The sequence below is a fragment of the Micromonospora sp. WMMD1076 genome, from assembly GCF_029581475.1.
GTDB classification, from domain to species: domain Bacteria; phylum Actinomycetota; class Actinomycetes; order Mycobacteriales; family Micromonosporaceae; genus Micromonospora; species Micromonospora aurantiaca.
The window spans coordinates 4,473,379-4,491,084 of the sequence record NZ_CP120862.1 but is presented as its reverse complement, the minus strand read 5'-3'; the positions used below and the strand labels follow the sequence as shown (position 1 = coordinate 4,491,084).

Below are 17,706 nucleotides of genomic sequence, written 5' to 3'. Positions count from 1 at the left end.
TTCTCCCTCGCGGTCAGCCGGCGGGTACGCCGAGGCGGTCGAGCAGGTGGCGGCGCAGCGCGCCGAGGGCCGGGTCGTCGGGGCTCGGGGACGGGCCGAGGCGTACCGGCACCTCCTCGGCGATCACGCCGTCGTCGAGGAGCAGGACGCGGTCCGCCAGCAGCAGCGCCTCCTCCACGTCGTGGGTGACGAGCAGCGCGGCGAATCCGTGCTGGGCGCGCAGCCGCCGCAGCAGCCCCTGCATGCGCAGCCGGGTCAGCGCGTCCAGCGCGCCGAACGGCTCGTCCAGCAGCAGCAGGTCCGGTTCGCGGACCAGCGCGCGGGCCACCGCGACTCGCTGCGCCTGCCCGCCGGACAGTTCGGCCGGCCAGGCCCGGCCCCGGTCGGCGAGACCCACCTCGGCCAGCGCGCGGCCGACCCGGTCGCCCACGTCCGGTCCGGTCAGCCCGAGCGCCACGTTGTCTGCTACCCGCTTCCACGGCAGCAGCCGGTGCTCCTGGAAGACGACGGCCGCGGTGCCGTGCACCGCGTGCTCGCCGCCCGCGTCGCCGTCGAGCCCGGCGAGCACGCGCAGCAGCGTGCTCTTGCCGGATCCGCTGCCGCCGAGCAGCGCCACCGTCTCGCCGGCGCCGATGGTCAGGCCGACCCCGGCCAGCACCACCGCCGGGCCGAATGACCGGGTCACCGCGCGTGCGGTGAGCACCGGCCCGGTCAGGTCGCGCGCAGTCCGCGTCGCCACGCCAGAGTCCTCCTCTCCGCGTACCTGATGAGCAGGTCGGAGGCCAGCCCCAGCAGCGCGTAGATGAGCAGGCCGAGCACCACCACGTCGGTCTGGCTGAACTCGCGCGCCTCCATCATCAGGAACCCGACGCCGGTCTGCGCGTTCACCTGCTCGCCGACGACCAGGCTGAGCCAGGCCGCGCCGATGGCCAGCCGGAGCCCGAGGAACAGCGCCGGCAGCGCGCCGGGCAGCACCACGTGCCGCAGCCGGGCCGCCGCGCCGAGTCCGCAGGTGCGCGCCGCCTCCACCAGCCGCTCGTCGATGTCGCGGATGCCGGCGTACGTGTTGAAGTAGATCGGGAAGAACGCGCCGAGCGCGACGAGCGTGACCTTCAGCGACTCGCCGATGCCCACCCAGATGATCAGCAGCGGGACCAGGCCCAGGTGCGGCAGCATCCGGGCCATCTGCACCGGCGGGTCGACCAGGTCGTCGCCGAGGCGCAGCAGCCCCGCCGCCGCGCCGAGCACGAGCGCCAGGCCGCCGCCGATGAGCAGGCCGAGCGCGGCGCGGGTGAGCGAGTCGAGCAGGTGCACGCCGAGCGTCCCGTCGCTGGCCAGCCGCCACCCGGTCGCCAGCACCGCGCTCGGCGCGGGCAGCTTCTCCGGGGCGAGCAGTCCGGTCCGCGCGGCGGCCTCCCAGGCGAGCACCAGCACGACCGGGCTCGCCGCGCGCCGCCACCGCCGCGAGGCGCGGGCCCGCGACCGCCGTGGCGTCGCCCGATCGGGTACGACCGGAGCGGTCGCCTCGGCCAGCGCCGGGCCGCTCACCGGAACGCCTCGTTGAACCGGCCGTCCACCCGGCCGGCGATGTCGACCGGTCCCGGCACCAGCTTCAGCTCCACGAAGCTGTCCGCGATGGCCTGCAACTCGGCGCCGATCTCCGGCGTGACCGGGGCGAGCGGCTTGGCGCTGCGGGCCAGCGCCCGGGTGGTCACGTCGAGCGGGATCTTCAGCTCCGGGGCGAGGACGGCGGCCCGCTCGGCCGGGTGGGCGATGCCCCAGTCGGTGGTCTTCCGGTACGTGTCCAGGAACGCCCGTACGTCGTCGGTGCGGTTCTTCACCGCGTCCGGCGCGGCCAGCACGTACTCGCGGTTGCCGGCCAGGCCGGTCGCGTCGGCGAGCACCCGTACGCCGGGCTGCTCGGCCAGCGCGAAGTAGGGATCCCAGATGATCCACGCGTCGACCTGCCCGTTGTCGAACGCGGGCCGCCCCTCGGCGGGCTTGAGGTACTTCACGTTGATGTCGGCGAGCGTCATCCGGTTCGCCTCCAGCAGCTTGACCAGCAGCCAGTGCACGTTGGAGCCCTTGTTCAGGGCGACCGTCCTGCCGCGCAGGTCGGCGAAGCCGCGGTACGGGCTGTCCGCCTTGACCAGCACCGCCTCGCCCTGCGGAATCGGCTGGGAGGTGCCGACCACGGAGAACGGGATCTTCCCGGCGGCGGCGAACACCGGCGGCGCCTCGCCGACCTGGCCGATGTCGATCGAACCGGCCTTGAGCGCCTCGGTCAGGGCCGGGCCGCTCTCGAACAGCGACCAGGTGACGTTCTTCGCGTCGCCGCGCGCCTTGACCAGGCTGAGCCCGCCGAAGCGCTGGTAGCCGATCCGCAGCGGGCCGTCGCCGCCGCTGGCGTCGGCCGCCTCGCCGCCGCAGGCCGCCAGCGCCGTCGCGGCGAGCAGCGCGAGGGTGGTGAGCAGCGCGGCCACCGGCCGGCGGCGCGATCTGGGGGTACGCATGGCGACTCCTCGGGGAGGGATGGGCCCGGCCGTCGGCGGGCGACAGCAACCTACCAACCCGATAGGTTTTATGGGTAGTGTGTCGGCGTGGTCGTCCCACCACTCAGGAGGCGACCCGTCCGATCCCGCACCGGAGGCACACCATGTCGCTCACCTTCCACTGGTTCCTGCCGACCTACGGCGACAGCCGGGACATCGTGGGTGGCGGACACGGCGTACCGGTCGGCACCGCCGGTGGCGCGCGGCCCGCGAGCGTCGGGTACCTGGGGCAGATCGCCCGCACCGCCGAGCAGCTCGGCTTCGCCGGGGCGCTCACCCCCACCGGCGCCTGGTGCGAGGACGCCTGGCTGACCACCGCCATGCTCAGCGAGGTCACCGAGCGGCTGAAGTTCCTCGTCGCGTTCCGGCCCGGCCTGCTCGCACCCACACTCGCCGCGCAGATGGCGTCCACGTTCCAGCGCCTGTCCGGCGGGCGGCTGCTGCTCAACGTGGTCACCGGCGGCGAGTCCGCCGAGCAGCGCGCGTACGGCGACTTCCTGGACAAGGACGCCCGCTACGCGCGTACCGACGAGTTCCTGCACGTGGTGCGGGCGCTGTGGCGCGGCGAGACGGTCGACCACGACGGCGTCCACGTGCGGGTCGAGGGCGCTCGGCTCGGCCGGGTGCCCGACCCGGTGCCGCCGGTCTACTTCGGCGGGTCGTCCGGCGCGGCCGGGCCGGTGGCGGTACGGCACAGCGACGTGTACCTGACCTGGGGCGAGCCGCCCGCGCAGGTGGCCGGCAAGCTGGACTGGATCCGCGGGCTCGCCGCCGAGGCCGGTCGCGAGCCGCGGTACGGCATCCGGCTGCACGTGATCAGCCGGGACACCGCCGAGGAGGCGTGGGCCCAGGCCCGCAAGCTGCTCGACGGCATCCCCGAGGCCGACGTGCGGGCCGTGCAGGAGGGGCTGCGGCGCAGCGAGTCCGAGGGGCAGCGGCGGATGCTCGACCTGCACGGCGGCTCCCGCGACGGGCTGGAGGTCTCGCCGAACCTGTGGGCCGGTTTCGGCCTGGTACGCGGCGGCGCGGGCACCGCGCTCGTCGGTAGCCACACCGAGGTCGCCGACCGGATCGCCGAGTACCACGCGCTCGGCCTGGACGAGTTCATCCTCTCCGGCCACCCGCACCTGGAGGAGGCGTACTGGTTCGGCGAGGGCGTGCTGCCGATCCTGCGGCGGCGCGGGCTGTGGCGGCACCCGGCCGGTGAGCCGGATACCGAGGCGCCGGCCGCCGTGCCGTTCTCACCCCAGCCGGTCCCGGCCCGCGTCTGAGCGCGCCGCGTCCGTTTCCGGGCTGGGCGTGCCGGGCCGTCCGGCGCTGCCGGGTTCGTCGCGGTCAGGGCCGGGCGCTGCCCGGGGCCGCCTCGGTCAGATCGGGCGGCCCCCGGGTTCCGGTCGGATCGGGCGTTGCTCGGCGAGGAAGTCGGCGAGCACCCGGGTGTGCGTGGAGAAGGCCAGCTCGACCGGATCGGTGAGCACCAGCCACTCGGTGGCCTCCTCGGTCGGCGCCGACGGCGGCAGGTCACCGACCGGCCGCTCGGGCAGCACGCCGAAGACCATCATGGTGCCGCCCGCCGGGGCACCGTGCACCGCGAACAGCCGCGCCTCGCCGGGCTCGGCCCGCAGCCCGGTCTCCTCACGCAGCTCACGCACGAGCGCCTCGGCCCACTCCTCGCCGTACTCGATGAAGCCGCCCGGCAGCGCGAGCTGCCCCCTGGCCGGTTCGATGTCGCGGCGTACCGCGACCACGCCGAGCCCCAGCGGCGTGCGGACCGGCAGCACCGCGACCGCCACCGGCAGCGGGTTGCGCCACACCGTCTCGCCGCAGGAGGAACAGACGCGCGGCCACCCGGCGTCCGCCGGGTAGGCCGCGCCGCAGAACGAGCAGTGCGAGTACGCGGTCACGCCGCAGCACGTTACCCGCACCCCCGGCCCGAGGTCAGGCGTCACCCCCTCGGCCGGCGAGCGCGGCGCGCGCCTCCATCAGGGCGAACCCGAGCAGGTTGTCGCCCCGCCAGGCAGCCGGGTCGGCAGCCCGTGGATCGTCGGCGGTCAGGCCGATGCCCCAGATCCGGTCGGTCGGGCTGGCCTCGACGAGCACCCGGTCGCCGGTGCCGAGCAGAAACCGCCGCAGCGGCTCGTGCCGGCCGAACTTGGCGACGCTGCCGGCCACCACGATCTCGTAGCGGCGGGCCGTCCAGGTCGCCTCGTCGAAGTCGCGGACCTGCCGGCCGAGGGCCTTGGCCCGGTGCGGATGCCCGGCGGCCAGCACCCGCTCGGCGATCGCGTGGTCACCGAAGAGCGTGGCCTTGTGCCACATCATCCAGTGCTCGGCGGTGGCGAACTCCCGGCCGTCGACTGTGAACGCCGCCGGCCACCACTGGCTCAGGCAGCTCGCGCCGACGCTGCCGTCAGGCCGCGGCCGGTGCCCCCAGAAGTGCAGGTACTTGACCGTCTGACCGGCGTCGAGCGCGGCGGTCAGGTCGGTGACGGAACGGATCGGCATGCCCGCAGTCTGCCCCACCCCACCGACAACCCACCCCCGCATTCCACCCCGGGACGGCGCACCGACGTCACCGTCCACCACGGACATCTCCGTCCGTCCCGCCCGCCGCCTCGGCTCGCCCGCTCGCCCGCGAGGAGAGGGGGTGGGGGTCAGGGGGTGGGGGTGCCGGTGTAGAAGGCGCGCACGCGGTGGCCTGCGGCTTGGGCCTCGTCGGTGGGGGTGCCGGCCTCGATGCTTGCCCTCGTCCAGCTGTTGCCGGACTCGGTGACGAAGCGCAGGCCGTCGGGTGAGGCCATCCACTCGGCTGCGGCGGCCGGGTCGACGCCCGTACCGTCGGCGGCGAAGTGGGAGGCGAGCCCGACCAGTGCGAGGTCCCAGCCGATGCCGACCGCGCCCGGACCGTACTCTGCCCACCGTTTGTCGTCGACGTGCGCGACGTGTTCCAGCTCGAATCGGGTGCGACCGGGGCCCGCCTCGCGCAGCCGTACCTCGATCCAGCTCACCTCGCCGCCGAACTCCCAGGTGGCGGCGAAGCCGTGCGGCGGATCGCAGCGCTCGACGGTGCCGCCGGCGTTGCCCTCCAGCTGGTACCGGCCGCCGAGGCTCAGGTCGCCGGAGACCGGCAGGAACCAGCGCGGTATCCGTTCCGGGTTCGTGCAGGCGTCGAACACGTCGGCGACCGGCGCGTCGTACGTCTGGGCGATGGTGAGCACCCGCGCCTGCCCGGCGGGGAGCGTACGGTCGCCGATGCGGCGCTCGACGGCGCTGATCTGTCCGGTCACGTCGATCACGGGTCGGTCCTCTCGTCGTCTGTGGTGTCCTCGCGCAGCCGTCGTTCGCGGCGGCCCCGGGCCAACTCGGTGGCGAGCGCCGCCAGCGGCGGTGTCCAGAAGCGGCGGAACCCGTCCAGCCACGCGTCGATCTCGCGCAGCGGGCCGGGATCCACGGCGTAGAGGCGGCGGGTGCCCTCGGCGCGCACGGTGGCGAAGCCGTGCTCGCGCAGCACCTTGAGGTGCTGGGAGACGGCGGGCTGGCTGATGCCGAACTCCCGCCGCACGGTCTCGCCGAGCGCGCCGGCGGGCTGTTCGCCGTCGGCCAGCAACTCCAGGATCCGGCGCCGGACCGGGTCGCCGAGGACGTCGAAGGCGTGCACGACCCCTTTGTATCATGCACGGCTTATATAAGCGAGGACTGACACGCTGCGGGGCGCCCGTCGCACCCGGGCGCCCCGCGTACCCCGTGGTCAGCCGCCGAGGCGGGCGGCGACGGTGCGGCGCAGCTCCGGCAGGCGGCCGTGCAGCAGGCCCGGGCACTGCGTGTCGTTGAAGTCCTTGTGCCCGTAGATCTCGGTGGGCGCGATGCCGTACTGCTGGCAGGTGAACGCGCAGAACGTGACGAGGCTGTTCCAGAGCGCCTGCGGCGGCTGCACGTCCAGGTAGATGCCGTCGTTCTCGATGCCGATGGCCTGGCTGTTCTGCCCGACGCAGTGCGCGCCCTGCACCATGGTCTGGCCGTGCAGCAGCGCGTAGAGGCTGCCGTGGCGGCCCTCGGTCAGGTAGCCGCCCCGGCTGTTGGTGAAGTGCTGCCCGGAGTCGAGCCAGCCGTTGCCGTCCATGTGCAGGTTCTGGATGTCGCGGGAGTTGCGGTACGCCCGGGCGAGGCTGTAGTCGGTGGTGTTCGGGAACGCCGTGTGATGGACGATGATCTTGTTGGGCCGGCTGGCCACCACGCTCACCGGCGACGAGGGCGGGCGGGCGCCCCAGGTCGCGCAGTTGGCGATGGTCGGCTGGTCGACCCGGGTGGCGGCGGCCCGCGCATCGGGGCCGGAGCCGATCTGGGTCAGCGCGCCGACGCCGGCGGCGGCGCCGAGCAGGACCGCGCCGCGCAGCACGGCCCGCCGGGGTACGGGAACGGACATCGCAACCTCCTCGCGGAAGGGGAGCGCCGGATCGACCGGTACGCCGGACGTGGCGGGACCGGCACCGCCCGCCACGCCCGGGCCGGGGTCAGCAGGGTCCGTTGCAGGCCAGGACGCGCAGCCGGTCGAGTGAGCCGTTCCAGACGTTCTGGTCACCGGGGAAGACGCCGGAGGAGGACCACTGCCAGAACGAGTACGTGCCCCAGCCGGCCGGCAGCGTGCCGACGCTGCCTGCGTACCGGGCGATCCACAGCGGGTTGTTGGCGGCGAACTGCGAGGTGTTGCCGGTGCAGGTGCTCCACCAGTCGGTGGTGGTGTAGATGGTGGCCCACCTGCCGGTGCGGGCGTGGTACTGGTTGACGAACGAGGCGATCCAGCTGCGCATCGACGCCTGGCTCAGTCCGTAGCAGGTAGCGCCGTACGGGTTGTACTCGATGTCCAGCGCGCCGGGCAGCGTCCGCCCGTCCTTCGACCAGCCGCCGCCGTGGTCGACGAAGTAGTTGGCCTGGGTGGCGCCGCTCGTGGTGTCCGGGCGGGCGAAGTGGTACGAGCCGCGGATCATCCCGACGTTGTACGAGCCGTTGTACTGCTGGGCGAAGTACGGGTTGGTGTAGTACGTGCCCTCGGTCGCCTTGACGTACGCGAACCGGGCGCCGTTGGCCCACGCCCCGGACCAGTTCACGTTGCCCTGGTGGCTGGACACGTCCATGCCGGGCAGCCCGGCCGGGGCGGCGGAGGCGGGTGCCGCCCCGGACAGGGTCGCGGCGGCGACGGTGACGGTGGCGAGCAGCGCGGCTCCGGCCGCGCGCAGCGCCGATCGGATCGAACTGTGCATCTGTCCTCCCTGGGGGGTTGCCGCGCTCCGGCGGCGGGAGTATGACGAAAGGAACTGTCGTCATTAGGGCACAGGGCGGAGAAACTTTTCAATAGACTTCATCGAAGAATCTCACTGGATCAGGTGCTCAGCCGAGCTGGGCGAGCGCCTCGGCGGCGGCGCGTTCGCCGGCGGTCACCGCGCCCTCCAGGTAGCCGCTCCACCGGGTCGCGGTCTCGGTGCCGGCCCAGTGCACCCGGCCCACGGGCGTCCGCAGCTCCGGGCCGTACGCGCACCACGCGCCGGGTGGCAGGACCCCGCAGAAGCAGCCGCGCGTCCACTCGTCGGCCGACCAGTCGTACTCGACGAGGTCGTCGGGGCGCGCGGCGGCCGGGCCGAAGATCGCGGCGAGCGCGTCACACAGCGCGTCCCGGCGCGCGCCCTCCGGCAGCCGGCGCAGCGCCCGGGCCTGCGCGCCGTAGCTGAACGCGGTGAGCACCCCGCCCGGCGCGTCCGGCAGCGAGTTGTCCACAGTCTCGGTGAGCGGCCCGGTGTCGGTGGTGGACACGCCGGAGCGGCCGCCGGCCCGCCAGAACGGCTCCGGATAGAGCGCGTGCACCTTGAGCGCCACACCCATCGGCATCCGCTGGGTCAACCCGTCGCGCAGCGGCGGCAGCGGTGGGTCGTACCGGATCCGTCCGGCCAGCGTCGGCGCCAGCGCGACCACCACCGCATCGCCGCGGTACGTCTCGGCGCCGGCGCGCACCCGCACGCCGTCGCCGTCCTGCGCGACGCCGTCCACCGGGGCGCGCAGGCGCAGGCTCCCCGGCGGCAGCGCGGCGGCCATCCGCTCGGCCAGCGCGGCCGGACCACCGACCAGCCGGTCCTGCTGGGCGCCACCGGCCATGCCCAGCAGCGACCCGGTGCCGCCGCCGCTGCGCAGGTAGAACAGCAGGTGCAGCAGCGAGACCTCGTCCGGCGAGGCGGCCAGCAGGCCGCCGGCGAGCATCCGGCCCGCGTACCGGGCGGTGACCGGGTCGGCCGCACTCGCGTCGAGCCAGCCGCCGAACGTGATCCGGTCCCACCGGGCCGCGTCGTCCGCCCGCCACGGCGCGGCCGGGTCGAGCCGGCCGGCCATCTCGTCGAGCGTGCCCAGCAGCGCGGACAGCCCGGGCGGCTCGCCCGTGGCCGGGCGTCCGCCGAGCAGCAGCGTCGGCGCGCCGTGCGCGGGGGAGGAGAAGGTAATCAGGCCGTACGCGGCGACGAGCGCGTACATCCGGTCCTGGGTCGGGCCGATCCACTGCGCGCCGAGATCCAGCCAGCCGCCGCCGGGCAGTGGGCGGCTGAGCGTCCGGCCGCCCACCCGGTCCCGCGCCTCCAGCACCCGCACCTCGGCGCCTGCCGCGTCCAGCGCGAGCGCGCAGGCCAGGCCGGAGAACCCGGCGCCCACGACGACGACCCGGTGGCGGCGCACGCGAGGGCGTACCCCGCTCCCGGCCGGATTCACCCGGCCCGGCGTGTCGAAACGGGCGTACCCCGTTCGTGTGGAGGGTGAAGGGGCGGCGCGGGTCCGTCCGGTGACGAGGAGAAGCCGATGAAGCAGTACCTGATCGGCATGTACCAGCCGGCCGGCGAGGGCCGCCCGGACCCGGAGTTCCTGGCCGGCTACGTCAAGCGGGAGTTCCCCGGCGCGAAGGTCTGCCACTTCGGGCAGAACGACGACTTCGGGCGGGACTCGCTGGCCGGGGTCGAGCAGGTCCTCGGCCCGGTCGCGGCGAAGCAGACGTACACCACCACCAACCAGCAGGTCGGCCCGGCGATCGGGGCGCTGCGCGCAGCCGGCTGCCAGGTGGTCATCTCGGCGACCATCCCCGGCTTCACCGCGCTCGCCATGGGCCAGGCCGCCGGGCAGGGCTTCAAGGCGCAGTGGGTGGTCTCGAACGTGGGTGCGGACTACACCACGCTGTCGGCCCAGCTCGGCGACAAGAAGGTGATCCTCGAAGGCATGATCGCCGACAACTACCTGCCGAACGTGGCCGACACCGCGAACCCGTGGATCCAGGAGTTCACCAAGATCCACCAGAGGTACAACGCGGGCAACCCGGTCGACGGCAACGCGATCTACGGCTACTCGATGGCGTACACGTTCGTCCAGGCGATGCTCGCCGCCGGGCCCGACCCCACCCGGGGGAAGCTGGTCGAGGCCGTGCGCAAGGGCGGCTTCCGCGGCCCGGGCCTGACCCCCTTCCGGTACGCCGAGGGCGTGCACGCCGGCTACAGCGGGGTCCGGCTGACCAAGGTGAGCAACGGCGTCCAGGCGTACTTCGGTCCCGCGTACACCACCGACGACGGCGACGGCGCGGTCACCGAGTTCGCCGAGCCGCCGACCGACCCGCCGGCGGACGCCGTTCCGACGCCCTGACCGCCGTGCCGCCGCCGGGTGGCCGAGTGCCGGTCACCCGGCGGCACGCACGTAGAGTGGTCGCCGGCAGACGAGCAACAGGAGAGCCCGTACCCATGATCGAGCTGGAGACCGACCCGCCGGAGCGGGTGGACGGCCGGGCGGCGCGGTCCGAGCGGACCCGGGCCGCGATCGTGGAGGCGCACCTGGCCCTGATCGACTCCGGTGACCTGCGGCCCACCGGGGAACGGATCGCCGAGCGGGCCGGGGTGTCGCTGCGCACGCTCTGGACCAACTTCAAGGACATGGAGACGCTGTTCGCCGCGACCGGGCGGCGGGTCGGTGAGCGGCAGGCCACGCTCTGGCGGCCCGTGCCGCCGGAGCTGCCGCTGACCGCCCGGATCGCCGCGTTCTGCGACCAGCGCGCCCGGCTGCTGGAGGTGCTGGCGCCCTCGGCCCGTGCGTCGGCGCTGCGGGAGCCGTTCTCCCCGCAGTTGCGCCGCAACCGGGAGGCGGCCATCGCCCGGGTACGCCAGGAGATCGAGTCGGTGTTCGGCGCGGAGCTGGCACACGCCGGGCCGGGCCGGGAGCAGTTGCTCGATGCGCTCACGGTGGCCGGCACCTGGTCGGCGTGGTCGATGATGCGTGACTCGATGGGGCTCGACGTCGTTGCGGCCCGCGCGGTGATGGCCCGTACGCTCGGCGCGTTGCTGGTCGACGCGATCGCCGCCGGCCTGCGCTGACGCTTCCGGCGGCCGGTCTTCCGGCCGGCTCCGGCGCCGGCGGCCGCCTCCCGGCCTCGCCGGTCCAGGTGGCCGGCCCGGTGCTCAGTCCTCGCGCAGCAGGCGAAGGATGCGGGCCAGTTCGGCCCGGTCGTCCGGTGCGAGCGCGCCGAAGAACCGTTCCGCCTCGGTGGCCCGCGCCTGCCGGATCGCGGTGCCCACCCGCTCGCCCTCGGCGGTGGGCGCGACCAGCGTGGCCCGCCTGTCACCCGGGTCGGGCCGTCGCTCGACCAGGCCCCGCTCCTGCAACCCGTCGACCACCTCGGTGGCCGAGCGCGGGGCGATGCGCAGGTGCTCGGCGAGCGCGCCGGGCCGGAGCGCGCCGTGGCGCATCAGCACGCCCAGCGCCCGCGCCTGCCCGGGGCTGATCTCCCACGGTTCAAGCGTGCGCTTGGTCTGGTGCCGCAGGCGGCGGGTCACCGCCCAGAACGTCTCGGCCAGGCTCTCGTCGCTGCCGCTCACGGGGAATACGGTAACAGGCTTTCGTGTTGGTCCCTCATGTTGAGGTAACCTCAGCAATATCCCCCGACCACGAGGCGAACCCTTGGATCGCAACCCCGACGGCCGCGGCGGCGGCCGAACCGTGTCCCCCGCCGAGAAGGCCCAGGCCCGTACCGTGTCCCTGCGCCGGATCGGCGCCCTCTTCACCGCCCATCGCGGCCCGCTCGCCACAGTGGTGGCGATCATCGTGGCGTCCTCGATCATCGCGATGGCCACGCCGTTCCTGCTGCGTACCGTGATCGACAGGGCCCTGCCCGAGCGTGACCTGACCCTGCTGGCCTGGCTGGTCGCGGGCATGGTCGCGGTGGCCGCTGTCACCGCGGTGCTCGGCGTCGCGCAGACCTGGATCTCCACCCGCGTCGGCCAGGAGGTCATGCACCGCCTGCGCGCCGACGTCTTCGCCCACCTCCAGCGGCAGTCGATCGGCTTCTTCGTGCGCACCCGCACCGGCGAGGTCCAGTCGCGCATCACCAACGACATCGGCGGCATGCAGGCCGTGGTCACCTCCACCGCCACCTCGATCGCCGCCAACCTCACCACAGTCGTCGCCACCACCATCGCCATGCTGGCGCTGAGCTGGCGGCTCACCCTCGTCTCGGCGGTCGTGCTGCCGCCCGCGCTCTGGCTCACCCGCCGGGTCGCCCGGCTGCGCCGGGAGATCACCGCCCAGCGCCAGCGGGAACTGGCCGACCTGACGGTGACCATCGAGGAGGGGCTGTCGGTCAGCGGCGTACGGCTGGCCAAGACGCTCGGCACCGGCCCGGCGCTCGTCGACCGGTTCACCGCCTCCTCGGCCCGGCTGGTCGACCTGGAGCTGCGCTCCGAGCTGGCCGGACGCTGGCGGATGGCCGCCATGAGCATCGTCTTCGCCGCCATCCCCGCCGTGATCTACCTCGGCGCCGGGCTGCCCGGCACCGCCGGCACGCTCACCATCGGCACGCTCGTCGCGTTCACCGCGTTGCAGGGCAACCTGTTCCGGCCGCTGATGGGCCTGCTCAACGTCGGCGTGACGCTCACCGCGTCGCTGGCCCTGTTCGCCCGCATCTTCGAATACCTCGACCTGCCGGTGGAGGTCGCCGAGCCGGCCCGCCCGGTCCCGCTGGACCCGGCCACGGCCCGCGGCCACCTGCGCGTCGAGGACGTCACATTCAGCTACCCGGGCAGCGACACCGCCGCGCTCGCCGGCGTCAGCCTGGACGTGCCGGCCGGCACCAGCCTGGCCCTGGTGGGGGAGACCGGCTCCGGCAAGAGCACGCTCGCCGCGCTGATCAGCCGGCTGCACGACCCGGACGCCGGGCGAATCACCATCGACGGGATCGACCTGCGCGACCTGCGCCCGGCCGACCTGGCCGCCGTCGTGGGCGTGGTCAGCCAGGAGACGTACCTGCTGCACGGCACCGTGCGGGACAACCTGCGGTACGCCCGCCCGGACGCCACCGACGCCGAGATCGAGGCCGCCGCCCGCGCCGCCCGCATCCACGACCTCGTCAGCGCGCTGCCCGACGGGTACGACACCATGGTCGGCTCGCGCGGCCACCGGTTCTCCGGCGGCGAGCAGCAGCGCCTGGCGATCGCCCGGACCCTGCTGCGCGACCCGCGGATCCTGGTGCTGGACGAGGCGACGAGCGCGCTGGACACCGAGACCGAGCGCGCGGTCCAGCGGGCGCTGGACGAACTGGCCCGGGGCCGCACCGTGGTGACCATCGCGCACCGGCTCTCCACTGTCCGCGACGCCGACCGGATCGCGGTGCTCGACCACGGCCGGATCGTCGAATCCGGCACCCACGACGCGCTGCTGGACCGGCGCGGCCGCTACGCCGCCCTGGTCGGCTGAGCGCAGGAGAGCCGGGGGCCCGTCCCGGCTCAGACCTGGGGCGGCTCCGGCTCGCCCGGGCGGGGCCGCTGTCCCGGAGCCGGGCGCGGCGCGGGCGGGGGGAGCAGCGGCTCCAACGGGGTGAACGACTCCACCGGTCCGTCCGGCCGCGACCCACGCCGCGCCCGCCCCGGCCCGCCGGGCACCCCTCGCGCGTCCCGTGCCGCGCCCGCCGGCCCGGTCCCGTCGGCATGCGGTGCCGTGGCGGCCGGCTCGCCGTCCTTCCCGGCTCGCGTCGCCGTCGGCCGTTCACGGCTGTCGCGTTCCTCGGCGTACTCGGCGCGGCGCCGGGCCAGGTCGCGCTCGCACTCCAGCGCGATGCGCTGCTCCCAGTACGGCTGGAGCAGCTTGCGCACCCGCTCGTCCAGGTGCACCGTGACGTCCGGCTCGCAGGCGAACGTCACCTCGCCGCGCGCGTACGTCCAGGGCGGGGGGTCGTCGTCGGCGAGCGCGGCGGTCAACGCGGCGTGCAGGTCGCGCGGGCGGTGCGGCGGCACCTCCACCGCGTGCCGGACCGCGAGCCGGTGCAGGCGCTGCGTGGCCTGCTGCTGGAAGTAGTCCACGTACCAGCCGAACAGCTCCGGCCGGGCCGAGTCCGACGACCAGGTGTAGGTGGCACGGACCAGGAACACGTACACCTCGCCCTGCGCCGGCACCGCGAGCGGCTCCGGGGCGCGCCTGTCGACTGTGGTCACCGGCGTCACCGGCTCCTCGGTCCACCAGAGCTGCCGCAGCGTCGGCTGCGCGCCGTCCCAGAAGCGCCGGGTCCGCACGCGCGCCGCCTCGCCGAGCGCCCGCGCCCGTCCGGCCCACCGCCGGCGGCGGCTGTCCACCGGCGCGCCGGGCTTCGGCCGGTCGCCGGCCGGCCCGGGCCCCTCCGGCACCGCGCTCATCGCACCCCCTCAATGCCGGATCGCAGCACCGCGCCCCGCGGCGTCACCGGGACGCGCGGGCCGTCGGGCGAGGGGTGGCCGGACCGCCGTAGCGGTCCGCGATCCACGCTAACAACCCGGGCCGGTGTACGCGCGCAGCCGCGCGCACGGCGGTTCCGCCCCCCGGCCGAAGGGTGCGCGCTGACCGATCGGACGAGTCGTCCCGTAGTCCTATCCGTGGGACTCGGAGCGGGTCCGGTCCCGTTCACGGGACCGACCGTCCAGAGCCGATGATCACGCCTTGATCCGTGTCCGTGCCGCTTCGTAGCGTGAGGCTCCGCGATCCTTCGGGGGAGGACCACAACGCGCGGGCGTCGACGCTCGCCACGCCGCCGGCCGGAACGTGCAGTACCTGTGGTCCCTGGCCGAGCGGCCACCAAGAAATCGACGCAACGACATTTATGGATGTTCGGATGGTGTCGGACGGATGATCGTCCTGGTCAAATGGCGGAGCGGACATCGCTGTTCGACGATGACAGGAGGGACCGTGCGCACACCATCCCGCGCGTTGACGGGGACCACCGCGCTGCTGATGGCAGCCGGGCTGGTCCTGACCGCCGCCGGTGGCGGCCAGGCGGCACCCCGGGAACACACCCGTACCCAGGCGCCACCCGACCACCTGCCGGGCGACCGGCACGACACCAAGGCCACTGACAACCGCAAGGGCCGCATTCTCGCCAGCGACCGGCAGCGGGACCGGGCCGCCGCGCTCGGCGCGCGCGTGCGCTGGACCGACTTCGGTACGCCCGCCACGCTCACCTCGACCGGCAAGCCGCTCGCCACCGGGCTGCCCGCCTACCCGGCCGCCGCCGCCCGCGCGTACGTGGCCGCGAACCGGGACGTGCTGGGCCTGACCGCCGAGGGCGCCGCCGCGCTGGAGTTGCTCACAGTGGCGCCGATGGGGCAGGGCGCGACAGTCCTGTTCCGGCAGCGCTTCGGCGACCTGCCGGCCGCCGTCGACGGCATGCTGTCGATCGGCGTACGCGACGGAGCGGTGTGGCACGTCAGCTCCTCGCTCGCCCGTGACGCCGGTACGCCGGCCCCCGCCACGATCAGCGCCGAGCAGGCCCGTAAGGCCGCCGTCGCCGACGCCGGCCGTGCCGACGCGCAGGTCGTGCGTACCTCGTTGGTCGCGGTGCCCACCGCGGACCGTGGGCCGCGCGCGGCGTGGGAGGTGGTCCTCGGCGCGGACACCACCGGCGCGGACCCGGCCGCCTACGCCACCTACGTGGACGCCCGCGACAGCGCCGTGCTGGTCCGCGAGGACCTGATCGACCACGACGCCGACCACCCCTCGTGGGAGGTCTTCCCGAACTCGCCGCGTGTCGACAGGTCCTCGGTCGACACGCGTAAGCGGTGGTGCGCCGTGCCGGCGCGCGGCTGCGCCGAGGTGGTGGGCGTGCCCGGGCACCCGGCGTGGGACGTGGACCCGGCCACCGGCCGGTCCACCACCACGACCAAGGGCAACAACGCGATCGCGGTGCAGAACTGGTTCAGCAACGACCCGTTCAGCGTCGGCACCGAGACCGCGACGCCCCGCCCGGACCGCCGGTACGACTACCCGTGGACGAACCAGTGGCAGGAGCAGCGCTGCAACCCGGAGGTGTTCACCTCGCCGCAGGCGAACGACATCGACGCGGCGCGGGCGAACCTGTTCGCCATGCACAACCGGATGCACGACTGGACCTATCACCTCGGGTTCACCGAGGAGACCTGGAACATGCAGCGGGACAACCTCGGCCGCGGCGGGCTCGGTGACGACCCCGAGCAGGGCAACGCGCAGGCCGGCGGCTTCAGCGGCGGTCCGCCCGCGTTCGCGGCCCGCAACAACGCCAACCAGATCACCCCGCCGGACGGCGTCGCGCCGACCACGAACATGTACCTGTGGCAGCCCATGGCGGGCTCGTTCTACGCGCCGTGCGTCGACGGCGACTTCGACATGTCGGTGATCGCCCACGAGTACGGCCACGCGGTCACCAACCGCATGATCGCCGGCCCGAGCGCCGGGGTCAGCTCGCCGCAGGGCATGAGCGAGAGCTGGTCCGACCAGCTCGCCATGGAGTACCTGTTCGAGCACGGGTACGCCGCACCGGGCCGGCGCGGCTTCACCATCGGCGAGTACACCACCCAGGACCCGAACGCGGGTATCCGCAACTACAACATGAGTGACAGTCCGCTCAACTACAGCTCGGTCGACTACGACTTCGTCGGCCTGCAGGTGCACGCCTCCGGTGAGGTGTGGAGCGCCACCAACACCGACATCCGCGCGGCCATGATGCGCCGGTGGGGCAGCGGTACCCCGGCGGTGCAGAAGGCGTGCGCCACCGGCGCCCGCGACGTGACCGCCTGCCCGGGTAACCGGCGCTGGATCCAACTGGTCTTCGACTCGTTCCTGCTGATGTCGGTCAGCCAGGTCAGCATGGTCGACGCCCGGGACGCGATGCTCGCCGCCGACCGGATCCGCTTCGGCGGGGCCAACCAGGACCTGCTCTGGAACGCGTTCGCCGGGCGCGGCCTCGGGGAGACCGCTGCCAGCGTCGGCCACACCGACGCCGATCCCACGCCGGGCTTCACCTCGCCGTACGCGCGGGAGGGCTCGCTGCGGTTCCTCCCGGTCGGCGAGCGCGGGCCGGTGGCGGGCGCGCAGCTGTTCGTCGGGCGCTACCAGGCCCGGGCGGTGCCGGTGGCGGACACCGACGCGGCCACCCCGCTCACCGACCGGGTGGATCTGGTGCCCGGCACGTACGAGTTCGTGGTGCGGGCACCCGGATACGGCCACACCCGGATCGGCCCGGTGAAGGTCAGGGCGGGCCAGCACCGGACGCTGGCGGTGTCGTTGCGACCCAACCTGGCCTCGGCCACCGCGGGTGCGGCGGTCACCGGCGACGGGATCAACCTGCCGCAGATCGCCGACGACGACGAGGCCACCAACTGGGCCGCGCTGGGCGCGCCGGTCGCCGGCCGGCAGGTCACAGTCGACCTGGCCGGCGACGTCCAGCAGGTACGCCGGGTGCAGGTCAGCGCCATGTTGCGTCCGGCGGTCGCCGGTGACGCCGACGCCGGCACCCAGAGCCGGTACTCCGCGGTGCGGCAGTTCCGGGTCCTGGCGTGCACCGCGACCGGGCCGGTGACCTGCGCGGACGCGGCGGACTTTCGCCCGGTCTACACCAGCCGGCCGGACGCGTTCCCGGCGGTCGCGCCACGTCCCCGGGCGCCCGAGCTGATCATGCGGTCGTTCGGCATCCCGCGTACCACTGCCACGCACCTGCGCGTCGAGGTGCTGACCAACCAGTGCACGGGCGCGCCGGACTACGCCGGTGAGCAGGACGACGACCCGCGGGCGGCGACCGACTGCGCCACCGCCAGCCCGCAGGCGCAGAACGTGCGGATCGCCGAGTTCCAGGCGTTCACGCGCTGACCCGCAGGAC

General features: G+C 74.2%; 17 protein-coding genes. 5 read left to right on the top strand and 12 right to left on the bottom strand.

Translation table 11 applies throughout. The features are described 5' to 3' along the window. Positions 1–13: 13 nt before the first annotated feature. From O7622_RS21375 to O7622_RS21365, 3 genes are read right to left on the bottom strand one after another with little or no spacing between them, the layout of a single operon-like run. Positions 14–739, bottom strand: coding sequence for an ABC transporter ATP-binding protein (locus O7622_RS21375; RefSeq protein ID WP_282309956.1), 726 nt, complete (start codon positions 737–739; stop codon positions 14–16). Continuing rightward, entirely contained in the window at positions 712–1,548 is an 837-nt protein-coding gene (locus O7622_RS21370) for an ABC transporter permease (RefSeq protein WP_282309955.1), read from the bottom strand. Before O7622_RS21370 ends, O7622_RS21375 begins: the two co-directional genes overlap by 28 nt. Further along, positions 1,545–2,513, bottom strand: a complete 969-nt coding sequence (locus tag O7622_RS21365; protein ID WP_282309954.1) for a sulfonate ABC transporter substrate-binding protein — start codon at positions 2,511–2,513, stop codon at positions 1,545–1,547. Before O7622_RS21365 ends, O7622_RS21370 begins: the two co-directional genes overlap by 4 nt. 143 nt (positions 2,514–2,656) lie before the next feature. On the opposite strand from O7622_RS21365, the gene O7622_RS21360 reads away from it, so the two are divergent. Beyond that, on the top strand, positions 2,657–3,823 hold the full coding sequence (locus O7622_RS21360; RefSeq protein WP_282309953.1) for an LLM class flavin-dependent oxidoreductase: 1,167 nt from the start codon (positions 2,657–2,659) through the stop codon (positions 3,821–3,823). Between the two features lie 96 nt (positions 3,824–3,919). On the opposite strand, the gene O7622_RS21355 is transcribed toward O7622_RS21360, so the two are convergent. From O7622_RS21355 to O7622_RS21325, 7 genes are all read right to left on the bottom strand, one after another. After that, positions 3,920–4,456: an NUDIX domain-containing protein gene (locus O7622_RS21355; RefSeq protein ID WP_282309952.1), complete on the bottom strand. Its 537-nt coding sequence runs from the start codon at positions 4,454–4,456 to the stop codon at positions 3,920–3,922. Between the two features lie 34 nt (positions 4,457–4,490). Then, the gene (locus O7622_RS21350) at positions 4,491–5,057 is read right to left on the bottom strand and encodes an NADAR family protein (protein WP_282309950.1); all 567 of its coding nucleotides are present in this window, start codon (positions 5,055–5,057) and stop codon (positions 4,491–4,493) included. Between the two features lie 149 nt (positions 5,058–5,206). After that, positions 5,207–5,848: an SRPBCC family protein gene (locus O7622_RS21345; RefSeq protein ID WP_282309949.1), complete on the bottom strand. Its 642-nt coding sequence runs from the start codon at positions 5,846–5,848 to the stop codon at positions 5,207–5,209. Continuing rightward, the gene (locus tag O7622_RS21340; protein ID WP_282309948.1) at positions 5,845–6,210 is read right to left on the bottom strand and encodes a metalloregulator ArsR/SmtB family transcription factor; all 366 of its coding nucleotides are present in this window, start codon (positions 6,208–6,210) and stop codon (positions 5,845–5,847) included. The genes O7622_RS21345 and O7622_RS21340 overlap by 4 nt, the downstream gene beginning before the upstream one ends. A gap of 90 nt (positions 6,211–6,300) precedes the next feature. Next, a complete protein-coding gene (locus tag O7622_RS21335) occupies positions 6,301–6,975 on the bottom strand; it encodes a peptidoglycan recognition family protein (protein WP_282309947.1) in 675 nt (224 codons plus the stop codon). 88 nt (positions 6,976–7,063) lie between these two features. After that, the gene (locus tag O7622_RS21330; protein ID WP_282309946.1) at positions 7,064–7,810 is read right to left on the bottom strand and encodes a lysozyme; all 747 of its coding nucleotides are present in this window, start codon (positions 7,808–7,810) and stop codon (positions 7,064–7,066) included. Between the two features lie 127 nt (positions 7,811–7,937). After that, positions 7,938–9,494 (bottom strand): NAD(P)/FAD-dependent oxidoreductase, encoded by a 1,557-nt coding sequence (locus tag O7622_RS21325; protein ID WP_282309945.1) that lies wholly within the window; start codon positions 9,492–9,494, stop codon positions 7,938–7,940. Between O7622_RS21325 and O7622_RS21320 the strand changes: the two genes are divergently transcribed. Both O7622_RS21320 and O7622_RS21315 read left to right on the top strand, forming a co-directional pair. Next, positions 9,384–10,211, top strand: coding sequence for an ABC transporter substrate-binding protein (locus tag O7622_RS21320; protein ID WP_282309944.1), 828 nt, complete (start codon positions 9,384–9,386; stop codon positions 10,209–10,211). The genes O7622_RS21325 and O7622_RS21320 overlap by 111 nt on opposite strands. A 95-nt stretch (positions 10,212–10,306) precedes the next feature. Beyond that, entirely contained in the window at positions 10,307–10,933 is a 627-nt protein-coding gene (locus O7622_RS21315) for a TetR/AcrR family transcriptional regulator (RefSeq protein ID WP_282309943.1), read from the top strand. Between the two features lie 84 nt (positions 10,934–11,017). Here the strand turns inward: O7622_RS21315 and O7622_RS21310 are convergent, their stop codons facing one another. Continuing rightward, on the bottom strand, positions 11,018–11,434 hold the full coding sequence (locus O7622_RS21310; protein ID WP_282309942.1) for a MarR family transcriptional regulator: 417 nt from the start codon (positions 11,432–11,434) through the stop codon (positions 11,018–11,020). An 82-nt stretch (positions 11,435–11,516) separates the two neighbouring features. Here O7622_RS21310 and O7622_RS21305 point away from each other — a divergent pair, with 82 nt between their 5' ends. Further along, positions 11,517–13,307, top strand: a complete 1,791-nt coding sequence (locus O7622_RS21305; RefSeq protein WP_282309941.1) for an ABC transporter ATP-binding protein — start codon at positions 11,517–11,519, stop codon at positions 13,305–13,307. Between the two features lie 29 nt (positions 13,308–13,336). On the opposite strand, the gene O7622_RS21300 is transcribed toward O7622_RS21305, so the two are convergent. Continuing rightward, the gene (locus O7622_RS21300; RefSeq protein ID WP_282309940.1) at positions 13,337–14,239 is read right to left on the bottom strand and encodes a hypothetical protein; all 903 of its coding nucleotides are present in this window, start codon (positions 14,237–14,239) and stop codon (positions 13,337–13,339) included. Between the two features lie 547 nt (positions 14,240–14,786). Here O7622_RS21300 and O7622_RS21295 point away from each other — a divergent pair. Next, on the top strand, positions 14,787–17,696 hold the full coding sequence (locus O7622_RS21295; RefSeq protein ID WP_282309939.1) for a M36 family metallopeptidase: 2,910 nt from the start codon (positions 14,787–14,789) through the stop codon (positions 17,694–17,696). The last annotated feature ends 10 nt before the right edge of the window (positions 17,697–17,706 follow it).